Origin of the sequence: Aquabacterium sp. (assembly GCF_050725395.1) — a bacterium.
Classification (GTDB): Bacteria; Pseudomonadota; Gammaproteobacteria; order Burkholderiales; family Burkholderiaceae_C; genus Aquabacterium.
Genome location: NZ_JBOHHL010000042.1, coordinates 17,115 through 28,366, shown reverse-complemented (window position 1 = coordinate 28,366; position 11,252 = coordinate 17,115). Strand labels below are relative to the sequence as shown.

Here is an 11,252-nt window from a genome sequence, read left to right as displayed (position 1 = left end):
CCGCGGACGCGCTCGGCGGTCAGCAGGGCGCGCGCATCGGCTTCGATCAGGCAGACCTCGGTGTCGGGCGACATCAGGGCGCCTTCGGCATAGGCCCAGGTGATCTGGGCTTGCGGGTCGAGCTTGAACAGGCAGCCTTCGAACCAGTCGCGGCCGCAAAGCACGGCTTGCTCACGCACCAGCAGGCGCGCCTTGACGCGCTGGCCCGCGGGCACCAGCTGCGCGGTCCAGTCGCACACCCCCACGTCTTCGAACAGGGCGTCGCGGATGTTGCGCTCACGCGCCTCGGGCAGGGTCTCGTTGTGGTCGAACATGGTGGTCAGCGCAAAGCGGGGAAGGGCGCGGCTCAGGCGGCGCCGATGTTGGGAACGAAGCCCTGGGCGGGCTTTTGAAGGGCGGCGGGGTTGCGGGCCACGAAGTCGAGCATGCGGTCGATGCAGCCGTGGGCCTTCACGCGGATGCCTTCGTCCACCGTGATTTCGCCAGTGCCTTTTTCCAGGCAGTCGAGCACGCCTTGCAGCGCGTTCATCGCCATCCACGGGCAGTGAGCGCAGCTCTTGCAGGTGGCGCTGTTGCCGGCAGTGGGGGCTTCGATGAGTGTTTTGGTGGGCGCCAACTGGCGCATGCGGTGCAGGATGCCGTTGTCGGTGGCGACGATGAAGGTTTGCGCCTTGGACTCGACCACGGCCTTGAGCAGTTGCGAGGTCGAGCCGACCACGTCGGCCAGGGCCACGACGCTTTCGGGCGATTCGGGGTGGACCAGGATCAGGGCATCGGGGTATTGTTCGCGCATCATTTGCAGTTCGACGCCCTTGAACTCGTCGTGCACGATGCACTCGCCGTTCCACATCAGCATGTCGGCGCCGGTCTGGTTCTGGATGTAGCGGCCCAAATGGCGGTCGGGTGCCCACAGCACCTTCTCGCCCTGCGCCTTCAGGTGGCTGACGATGGCCAATGCGCACGAACTCGTCACCATCCAGTCGGCGCGTGCTTTGACGGCGGCGCTGGTGTTGGCGTAGACCACGACCTTGCGATCGGGATGGGCATCGCAGAACTTGGCGAAATCGTCGGCGGGGCAACCCAGGTCGAGCGAGCAGGTGGCGTCCAGGTCGGGCATCAGCACGCGCTTTTCGGGACTCAGGATCTTGGCGGATTCGCCCATGAACTTCACGCCAGCCACGATCAGGGTCTTGGCCTCGTGGTCGCGACCGAAGCGCGCCATTTCCAGCGAGTCGGAGACACAGCCGCCGGTTTCCTGGGCCAGATCCTGCAGGTCGCCATCGACGTAGTAGTGGGCCACCAGCACGGCATTCTGCGAGGCCAGCAGTTGCTTGATGCGGGCCTTGGTGGCCTCGCGCTGTGGGGGGCTCAAGGGCGCGGGCACCTTGGCCCAGGCATGGGCCGTGCAACTGGCGCCGGTGGCGTCCTGGCGGGTGTAGTCGTAGACGACGGTCTCGGTGGAACTCATGGTCGGCAGAGGGGGTGCGCGGAAAAAATCCAGGCTGGAATGCTAGCCCAGATGGGCGCGAGGCGAGGGGATGAGGTCATTGCGGATGGCGCGGTGTGGCTTGCCGCCGCCGGTCCAGCGCCGCGATGAGCTGGCAAGGTATCCAGACCGCGTAGAACGCGAAAATGATGTCGCTCAGGAAATGGCCGCCCTGCATCATGCGCCCGAGCCCGATCGCCGCACCGCAGGCGATGCCGATGAGCAGCCAGCGGCGTCGCCACACCGGCCCCGACGTCAAGCCCAGGCTGATCAGCCAGAAGCCGGCCGCGGCGTGGCTGCTGACAAAACTGCGGTGGTTTTCGGGCTTGTCGCCGTGCTCGAAGACACCCACGAAAAGGTGGTCGCCCCCGAACTGTTTCACCTGCACGGGGCGTGGCCGTCCCACTTCATTCTTGAACCAGACCTCGACCACCAGGCCCGGGCCGATCACGCCGCAAATCACGGCCACGGCCGCCATGCGCCGCCAGGTGCCCAGGCAGCCTTGCGCGAACTCATCCCAACCCAGCCAGCGCATCAGGCGCGACAGCACTGGGCCCAGCAAAGCCAGGGTCGCCAGGGCCACCAGAATTGTGCGGCCCACCAGCGGCGTCCAGTGGTAGGACGCGAGCACCAGGGGATCATGGGCGTGGATGAAGCCCAGGCCAGGCGTGTACAGGTGCCGCGTCACGCTCAGGTCCAGATCGGGGAGCGCCGCGAACATGACCACGCACAGCAGCAGGACACCCCAGATCCAGGGCGCTTCGTCAAAGGTTTCCTGGCTGCTGGCGAGTGACTTACTCATCGACCGGCGCATTGTGCGAACCGCCGCTTTGTTCCAGGTAGGACTTCTCGTCGTAGCCCAGGAAGCCACGCAGGAAGAAGACGTGCAGTTCCAGGTTCCGATCGGGGCCCGTGGGCACCACCACGCTCTTCATTTCCCGGACGATGGCAAAGCGCTGCAGGATGGCGGTGGGGTTGGCTTCGTTGGTCACCAGCACCATGTCCTGCCCGACCTTGTTGCTCAGGCTTTGCGTGAGCTGGTAGTGGTCTTGCCGCAGGTTCTTGGGGTTCCACGCCAGGATCTTCGGGTTGAAGCGGCGCCAGTGGTAGGCGGTCTGGCTGAGCAACAGGCGCTGGTCGGCCAGCACGGGCAGCCCCGCAATCGTGGGCTCTTCCATGACGGGGGCCAGTTGCTCGAAAGCTTCCTGCCAGCCGCGCATGCGCACCATGATGTCGAGCTTGGAAGGCAGCTTGTCGCCCCCAACATCCTTGGCGTGCAGGGCCACGCCCGTCAGGACCAGGTTGCTGATCAGCACCGCGGCCAGCCATTGCTTGGGCCGGGGCGCCGCCAGCGGCACCAGCGGCTGGCTCAGGCGCGAGGCCACCAGCATGGTCAGGCCGATCATGGCCGGGGCGGCCCAGTTGACGTGGGCGCCCGCGTAGAAGGCCTGTGCCAGCGCGATCAACAGCAGCGGGAGGCTCATGGCCCACAGGAACCGGTAGGACGACATCGAGGCCAGGTAGTACGCCGAGGTGCGGATCGCCTGAGGCCGGCCCTCGCCATGGGCCGCTTCGCGCGCACCCGGCATGTTCAACTGGCTGGGTGGCAACACCGGGCTTGAAGCGCGCCACTGGCTGGGCGGCATCATCTGGCTGGACGCGGCCCACTGGCTGGGTGGGATCGAGGCGCCCGTGGCATTGGCGGATTGCTTGAGCAGCCACAAGGCGGCCACGAGCGTGACGGGGCCGAGCATCAGCAGTTGCCCCGCCGCGAATTCAAGCAAGGTCAGGAAGCCGCCGTGCCGCCCGGATTGCGCCGTCAGTTCGGCTGTGTGGTGCAGGGTCGGGAATCCGTTCTGGGCATTCCACCAGAGGTTGGGCGACACCACCGCGGCCGCGACCAGCACCGCAACCCATGGGCCGAGGCGCAGCAAGCCGCGCTTGGGGCCGTGAACGCCCCAAAGCGCCCAGATGGCCGTCAGGCCAAAAGCCGCCATGGTGTACTTGTCCATGATGCCGATGCCGACGACCAGGCCGCACAAGGCCCACAAACCGAGGCGGTTGGTCACCTGGGCCCGCCACAGTGCCCAGGCCGCCAGCGTCCAGCACAGCATCAGGGGGCCGTCGGTGCTTGCCACCAGGCCCAGCAAACCCACCACCGGGGTGGTCAGGAACAAGGCACCCGCCACGATGCCGGTGCGCACACCACTGCTGGTGGGCCACAGCGCGCGCGCCAGGCCGACCATGGCCAGCGCCGTCAATGGGTAGACCAGGATGGACAGGGCCTTGACGCCCAACACGCCCGAGCCGAACAGGCTGGTGCTCAGCGCCACCAGGCCCGCGATGAGCGGCGGTTTGGAGAAATAGCCCCAGCTCAACTGGCGGGACCAGTCCCAGTATTGGGATTCGTCGAAGAACAGGGAAATGCCACTGTGCTTGACCACCCAGAATCGGTACAGGGTCAAGACCACGGCCAGGGCCAGCAATTTCCACATGCGTGGACCCCACAGCCGGGGCCAGCGCTGACCCGAGGGCCGGGCGGACGCGGCCAGTGGGGCGGGCTGGTCCTGCGCAACGGACGGTTGATCAGACATCTCTGTGTTCATGGTCGATGAGGCAAAGGTGATTTGGCCAAACTTCAGGCTTGGCGATGCCAGCCCTGGTCCGGAGCCTGGGCTGGCGCTTCAGTCGTGTGATAGGGGGCCACTTCGCCCCGATCGTAATAAATGCGGATCAGCAGTTCCGCGAGAACGCCGGTGGTCAGAAACTGTAGACCACCCAGCACGCAGAAAAATCCCAACCAGAGTAACGGTCGTCCTCCGATGTTGTTACCCAACATCTTCAACACGCCCAGATAGCTCAGGATCAAGCTGCCAATCAGCCCCACGCCCAGGCCAACGCCACCGAAGAAATGCCCGGGGCGGCCAGCGAAGCGCAGGAAGAAATTGACGGCCAGCAGGTCCAGCACGACCCGCAGCGTGCGCGAAATGCCGTACTTGGACTCGCCCAGCGTGCGTGCGTGGTGGTTGACTGGCAGTTCGGACATGCGCGCTGGCGAAGTGACGGTGGCCATCCAGGCGGGGATGAATCGGTGCATCTCGCCGTACAGGCGCACGCGCTTGAGCACGCTCGCGCGGTAAGCCTTCAGGCTGCAGCCCAGGTCCTGGAACTCCAGGCCGGTGATCTTTCGGATCAGGCGGTTGGCGATTTGAGAGGGCACCTTGCGCAGAAACAGCCCGTCCTGGCGGTTCTGCCGCCAGCCGGCCACCAGGTCCAGGTCCTCGTTGACCAGTTTGGCCACGATGGCGGGAATGTCCTTGGGATCGTTCTGCAAATCACCGTCGAGGGTCACGATCACGTCGCCGCGCGAGGCGTCGATGCCGGCCTGCATGGCCGCCGTCTGGCGGAAGTTGCGCCACAGGTGGATGGGTCGCACATGCGGGCCGCGGAGCTTGGCCTGTTCATCCAGGGCCTGCTGGGTGCCATCGCGGCTGCCATCGTTGACGATGATGAGTTCCCACGGCCAGGGGTAGTCGGCCAGGGCCCCATGGACTGCGTTGACGAAAGGCACGACGTTGTCCACCTCGTTGTACATGGGCACGACGATCGACACGCGGTGATCCGGTATGGCGGAGAAGGGGGCGACAGAGGGCGTCGGCGCTGAACTCATGAATGAACTTTCTAACAAACTAAGGCGACCTTGCTCAGCCGGGATGACGCGGGGGCAAATCCCCTGGCGTCTCCGACCTTCGCGAGGGGCCTGACAGCAAAGCCGCCACGCCGGCCGCGCAAACGGCGCAGATCAGGAAACACACATGCAAGGCCAGCGCGGCGCCCACCACCTGCGCGAGCAGGGGCGAATGGTGGTCCAGCAACGCGGCCACACCAGCCCAGACCCCCGCTTCGTAGGTGCCAAAGCCGGCTGGGCCTTGCAAAGGGAAAATGGCGGCGAGTTCTCCACCCAGGGCGCCTGCCCAGGCCACCGGCCAGGTGACCTGGCTGATCGCACTGAGCAAAGTGGCCCCGGCCGCCAGCTTGAGGGCCCAGTTGGCCAGGGTGAGGCCCCAGGCCGCGGGGCGGTGGTGCGAAGGCTCCAGCAAGGCCGCCTGCAGGCGCAGGGCCATGCCCCGCCACCCTTTGACCTCCCCACCGTGCTGCTTTTGTCGGCTCAACATCCGCTTCAGCAGCCACCACCCGCCATGCCAGGCCGCGGCCACACTGAGCAAACCCGACAAGCGCACGGCCCACGAGAGGCCGGGCCACAGGGCCAGACCCAGGCCGGCCAGCACCGCGAGGTCCTGCAAGCGCATCCACATCAGGCAGACGATGGCCCGCGGCAGGGGCAGTTTCAGCTCCCGGGCGGCCAGCCAGGGAAAACTCAGTTCGCCCGCGCGCATGGGCAGCAGGTTCACGGCGGCGTTGTGCAACAGGATCACGCGCAACGCGTCTGTGCGCAGACCCAGCCAGCGGCGTGAGGTGCTTGGGTGGCCGCCCTCCAGTCCCAACACGACTTGCAGACGGGCGCCGCGCAAGCCATAGCTCAGCAGCAATCCGCCCAGCGTCAGCGCCCAGGTGCCCGCCGAAGGACGCTGGACCGCTTCGACGATGGGTGCCAGGGGAGTGCGCGACAGCAGCCAACCCAACAGGGCCATGCCAAACACCCAGGCCAGCACCAGCTTCAAGCGCGAGCGGGTCGCGGAGGCATCGAGGGCGGAGGCTGTTTGAAGGATGGTCACAGGAAGGGCAGGTACTTGATCCAGTACAGACCGAGGCAACCCTCTATTGTCCCGCATCCTGCGGCCCATTCGCAGACAGCAGGGGGCCAGAAACGACAATGGCGCACCGGGTGGGGTGCGCCATCGAAAGCGGGCGGAAGTCTGGGGTCAGCGACCGGTCACTGCGAACCTTCGCGGAAGATCACCACGCTGACGGTTTCGAACAGGATCAGCAGATCCAGGAACAAGGAGTTGTTCTTGACGTAGTACAGGTCGTACTGGTGCTTGTGCAGCGCGTCTTCAATCGACGCACCGTAGCTGTACTTGACCTGCGCCCAACCCGTCACACCTGGCTTGACGCTGTGGCGGATGTCGTAATAGGGGATCTGCTGCTTGAGCTGATCGACGAAGGTGGGACGCTCGGGACGTGGGCCGACCATGCTCATCTCGCCCTTGAGCACGCTCAGGATCTGAGGCAGCTCATCGATGCGGGTCTTGCGGATGAAGGCACCAACGCGGGTCACGCGCGAATCGTTCTTCTTGGCCCACACGGCGACGCCGTCTTTCTCGGCATCGGTGCGCATGCTGCGGAACTTCAGGCACATGAAGCCCTTGCCGCCCAGGCCCACGCGTTCCTGGCGATAAATGATCGGACCTTCGCTCTCCAGCTTGATGGCCAGCATCGTGATCAGCATGATCGGCGAAGCCAGCAGCAAAAGCACGGAAGAGCTGACGATGTCGAACAGGCGCTTGATGGCGATGCGGGTGCGGTCTTGCGCAAAACCCTGGCCGTAGACCAGCCAGCTGGCCTTCAAGCTGTCCACGGGCACTTCACCGGTGGTCTGCTCGTAGAAAGCGGCCAGGTCGAGCACAGGAATGCCTTGGATGCGCGCGGACAGCAATTGGTCCATGGGCACGCTGCCGCCGCGTTGCTCCTTCACCGCCACGATGATCTGGTTGATCTCGTGGCGCTGGATGATGTCGCCGATCGACAGGGTGTTGGAGAAGATGTTGAAGCGCTTGTCGGTGACGCCCAGGTCGCCATCGCCAGCGGGGTAGAAGCCAATGACGGAATGGCCTTGCACGCGGCGTGCCTTGAGGTCGGAGGCCACGGAATGGGCTTCCTTGCCGGTGCCGACGATCAGGATGCGCTGTTGCACGAAGGCACCGCGCCAGGTGGTCATCAGGTAACCGCGCACCACCAGCAGGCCCACCACCAGGTAAGCGGCGGCAAAACCCATCAGCTGGTAAGCCTGGGTGCCGTCGAGCATGGTCTTGATGGCGAGTTGGTAGGCAATCGGGGCGCCCATCAGGCAACCCAACAGGGCGCGGCCCAACTTGGCTCGGGGGGTCTTGCGCTCGGAACCCTCGCGGTACACGCCCAGGAGTCCGCAGTGCAGCGGCATCACGAAAGCGAAACCGAGGCCCGCCCACAAAGCAGTCGACATGCTAACCAGATCGGGGGATGTGCCCGACATGTGCATGAATGTCATCACCCCCAGGACGATGGCCAGGAAACTGGTCAGGCTGTCCGCCAATAGCTCGGACAGTGTCGCGATGGAAATGTGGTGCTGGAAGACCCGGAACATTGGTTCGCCTCTCAAGACCAGGCAGATCGTGCAGCAATGCAACAACCTGCTTAACCCGTAATTATTTGTAATGAGGCGATTATCGGCAGGACCCATGCCCAAAATAATCCTCCAAACGAGGGGGGGGCCCTAACTCAAGGGGGTTATGGGAAATACCGTGAAAAATTGGCGTATTGGCCAAAATTGCCCTTGAACGGCATTGTTTTTTGGCGACGTCAGGAAGCCCCTGTGGCGACCAAGGGATTCTGGCCATTCATGGCGTTTTTGAACAGGCGCATGACCAGCCGTTTTGGGTCGTCATCCCAGGGTGAAAACCTTGGAAGCTGGAAACGATCACCATGTTTCATGGCCACGCCCCAAGCGGTGGATACCGCGGATTGGTAGCCCAATTCTTTCAGCAGCTTGACGTGTTCATGGCCGTAGTCACGCACGGGCCGGCCATTGGGGTAGGCGAATATCGTCGGTTCATGGCCGATGAGGCCGGCCAGCAGTCTGCGGTTGAGGGCAATGTCCTGCCGGGCGCTGTCGAGGTCCACGCGGCTGAGGATGGGGTGGGTGTGGGTGTGCCCCCCGATGGTCATGCCCTGCGCAGCCAGGTCGCGGATCTGTTCGTCCGTCATCATCAGCTGCGGGCGTGCTTCGCTTGGCGAGGCGATTTGCCAAAGGCGATCGCACGCATGCTCTCGTTCATTGAACGGGAGATATTTAACCGTGTCGAGGATTTTTTGCGAAGCCTGGCGCTTGGCGGCCAGGTCATAGACAGGCAGCAGTCCCAGCCCCAGCCATGACAGGTCCAATTCCTTGGCCTGACAGGCACGAAGCGATTCCAGGATCACGTCGTTGAACATCAGGCCGTTGTTGAGGTAGCCGCTGCAAACGAAGAAGGTGGCTTTCAGGCCGTGGCGCTTCAAGATAGGCAGGGCGGTGGTGTAGTTGTCCTGGTAACCGTCATCGAAGGTGATGCTGAGCGCGCGACTGGGCAAAGTGCCTTGGTCGAGGTGGTTCAGGGCTTGCGGCAAGGGCAGCACGTTGAAGCAATCGGCGATGGCGGCCATGTGCTTCGCGAACTTGGCGGCATCCACCTGGTCGTTGGACAGCAGAGGATCCACCCCGGATGGCACACGGTGGTAGGTCAGGATGGTGAGTTTGCCCGTGGGACCGCCTGGCGACACCCAGCCACCTGCCGCACGCAACAATGTCGATGCAACGGTCATGTCCTGGAGGTCCTCAGCACAAAGGCGGTGCCAGCCATGGGTAAAGCTTCATCATGTGAATTTTCTCGGGTCGATGGCATCGAATGACGGTCATTGCTCCGATGAAAAGTTAACAGAAGCCAGGTCGGAGCGAAGCGGGTGAACCACGCCTTTGCTTTTCAACCAGGCCACGAGATGCTCTGTCATGCGGACGGCCGTCTGCCCATCCCAGAATTTGGGCAGCCGACCTTTCTTTCCGCCTCCACGCAAGATTTCAGCCACCGCGCGGCTGATCACGCTGGCATTGAGGCCGACCGCGATGTTCGTTCCCTGCTCGACCGTGATTCGCCTTTCGGTGTAATTGTGCAGTGTGAGGCAAGGCACGCCGAGGATGGTGGCCTCTTCCTGGATGGTGGATGAGTTCGTCAGCACGCAAGCGGAGTTCCCCAGCAAGCCGATCATTTTGTGATATGGGATCAGCGGCAGAACCATGATCTGATGGTCAGGGATGCCGTGCAGCAAGCCGAGGTGGTCCAGGTGGGTGCGCGTGCTGTCGTGCATCGGCCAGATCAGGGGAATGTCCTTGCCCACCACCCGCAGGATGTCGACCAGGGCGGCCAGTTCAGCTTGCGTGGCGATGCCATCCAGTTGGCGAAGGTAGACCACGCCAACGCCGTGCTTGCTTTTCAGGATGTCGGTGGGCTGGTTGAGTTGCCGCAGCGTGTACTTGGGCGGTGAGGCCTGGGGCAGCATGTTGCGGATCGCGTCCATCAGCAGGTTGCCCACGAACAGAACCCTGTCGGCGGGAATGCCTTCGCGGGCGAGGTTGTCGTGCGCCACCCATTCCGACGTGAACAGCAGTTCACCCATGTGATCGCACATCATGCCGTTCACTTCCTGGGGCCTTGAGCGGTCGAAGCTGCGCAGGCCAGCTTCCATGTGGACGATGGGGATGCCATGGCGTTGGGCGGCCAGGCTGCCCGCCAGCGCGGTGTCGTCGCCGGCCTGCACGACGATCGCCACCGGGTGGTGCTGCCCGAACAACTGGTCAAGCTGTTGCAGGGTTGCGGCCAGGTGGGACAGGCCGGTGCCGGCCGGCAGGCGCAGGCGGTAGTCTGGTGCCCGCAAGCCCAGATGCTCCGACCAGTCCTGGGTCAGTTCGAAATGGCCCGGCGTGTCGATGTGCAGCAGCCGGGCGGGTGGGAGGTCCGATCGGGTCGCCAGGGCCTTGAGCAAGGGGGCCGCGCGCAGGCAGCCAGTCCGGGAGCCGGTCAGGCAGAGCAGGAAGGGGGTGTCTGGCGGATTACCCGCCTGGATGTCGGGCGCGGACCAGCTGCTGGTGGGCACGGGGCCGTCGAGCCCCTGCGTCAGCGTCGGGATGACCGATTCCTTCAGGGTCACCGCCGGTGCGATGGCCGGTGGTGCCGAGCCGCCGCCACTGCTGACGGCCGGCTCGCCGATTTCAGCGCGGATTTCCTGTGCGATGCGCGACACGGTGGCGGCGGAGATGTCGTGCTCACCCGCCAGGAAAGTGCCCAGCAGCACCCGGTTGCAAAGGAGGTTGATGCGCCGCGGAATGCCCGAGGTCCATTCGTAGAATTCGTCGAATGCCTCTGGGCTGATGTGGGGGTTGTCGGTCCAGCCGACCTTGCGCAGCCGGTGCTCGATGTAGCGGCGCGTTTCATCCCGGTCCATGGGGCCGAGGTGGTAAGAGGCGATGACGCGCTGGCGCAGTTGCTCGAGCGACCTTGACAGCAGCATGGTCCGCAGCTCGGGCTGCCCGATCAGGAAGCTCTGGAGCAGGGCTTGGTTGCCGAACTGGAAGTTCGACAGCATCCGCAGTTCTTCGATCGCATCGCGGCTCAGGTTCTGCGCTTCGTCCACGATGAGGACCGCGCGTTTCTTCTGCGTGGCGAGCAGCGTGAGGTAGGCCTCGAGCGTGGAGATGAGGTCGGCCTTGCTGCTGCCCTTGCTGGGGATGCCGAAGGCGGTGATGGAGGCCCTCAGCAGATCGCCGGCTTCCAACTGGGTGCTCACGAGTTGGGCCGCGACGACCTTCTCGTTGTCGATGTCGTTGAGGAGGGTGCGCACCAGCGTGGTCTTGCCGGCCCCGATGTCTCCGGTGATGACGATGAAGCCTTCCGCCTGGTACAAGCCGAACTTGAGGTACGACAAGGCGCTGCTGTGGCCCTTGCTGTCAAAGAAGAAGCTGGGGTCCGGGTTGAGCAGGAAGGGCGCGCTGGTGAAGCCGAAATGGTTCTCGTACATG

8 protein-coding genes and 1 pseudogene are annotated in these 11,252 nt (G+C 64.3%); all 9 read right to left on the bottom strand.

Going from position 1 to position 11,252, the window contains the following annotated elements:
* Nucleotides 1–314: pseudogene (locus ACREB4_RS18780) on the bottom strand (nicotinate-nucleotide diphosphorylase (carboxylating)); the annotation flags it as partial.
* 32 nt (nt 315–346) lie between these two features.
* Nucleotides 347–1,468, bottom strand: coding sequence for a quinolinate synthase NadA (gene nadA / locus ACREB4_RS18775; RefSeq protein ID WP_431589772.1), 1,122 nt, complete (start codon nt 1,466–1,468; stop codon nt 347–349).
* 76 nt (nt 1,469–1,544) lie between these two features.
* Entirely contained in the window at nt 1,545–2,288 is a 744-nt protein-coding gene (locus ACREB4_RS18770; RefSeq protein ID WP_431589771.1) for a phosphatase PAP2 family protein, read from the bottom strand.
* Nucleotides 2,281–4,080, bottom strand: coding sequence for an ArnT family glycosyltransferase (locus tag ACREB4_RS18765; protein WP_431589770.1), 1,800 nt, complete (start codon nt 4,078–4,080; stop codon nt 2,281–2,283). The genes ACREB4_RS18770 and ACREB4_RS18765 overlap by 8 nt, the downstream gene beginning before the upstream one ends.
* Nucleotides 4,081–4,124: 44 nt before the next feature.
* On the bottom strand, nt 4,125–5,156 hold the full coding sequence (locus ACREB4_RS18760; RefSeq protein WP_431589769.1) for a glycosyltransferase family 2 protein: 1,032 nt from the start codon (nt 5,154–5,156) through the stop codon (nt 4,125–4,127).
* Nucleotides 5,157–5,190: 34 nt separating this feature from the next.
* Nucleotides 5,191–6,222 carry a lysylphosphatidylglycerol synthase domain-containing protein gene (locus ACREB4_RS18755; protein ID WP_431589768.1) on the bottom strand — a complete coding sequence of 344 codons (1,032 nt, stop codon included), beginning with the start codon at nt 6,220–6,222 and terminating at the stop codon, nt 5,191–5,193.
* A gap of 158 nt (nt 6,223–6,380) precedes the next feature.
* Entirely contained in the window at nt 6,381–7,790 is a 1,410-nt protein-coding gene (locus ACREB4_RS18750) for a TIGR03013 family XrtA/PEP-CTERM system glycosyltransferase (protein WP_431589767.1), read from the bottom strand.
* Nucleotides 7,791–8,005: 215 nt separating this feature from the next.
* Entirely contained in the window at nt 8,006–9,004 is a 999-nt protein-coding gene (locus ACREB4_RS18745; RefSeq protein ID WP_431589766.1) for a polysaccharide deacetylase family protein, read from the bottom strand.
* A gap of 90 nt (nt 9,005–9,094) precedes the next feature.
* Nucleotides 9,095–11,251, bottom strand: a complete 2,157-nt coding sequence (locus tag ACREB4_RS18740; protein ID WP_431589765.1) for an XrtA/PEP-CTERM system-associated ATPase — start codon at nt 11,249–11,251, stop codon at nt 9,095–9,097.
* Nucleotide 11,252: the final 1 nt, after the last annotated feature.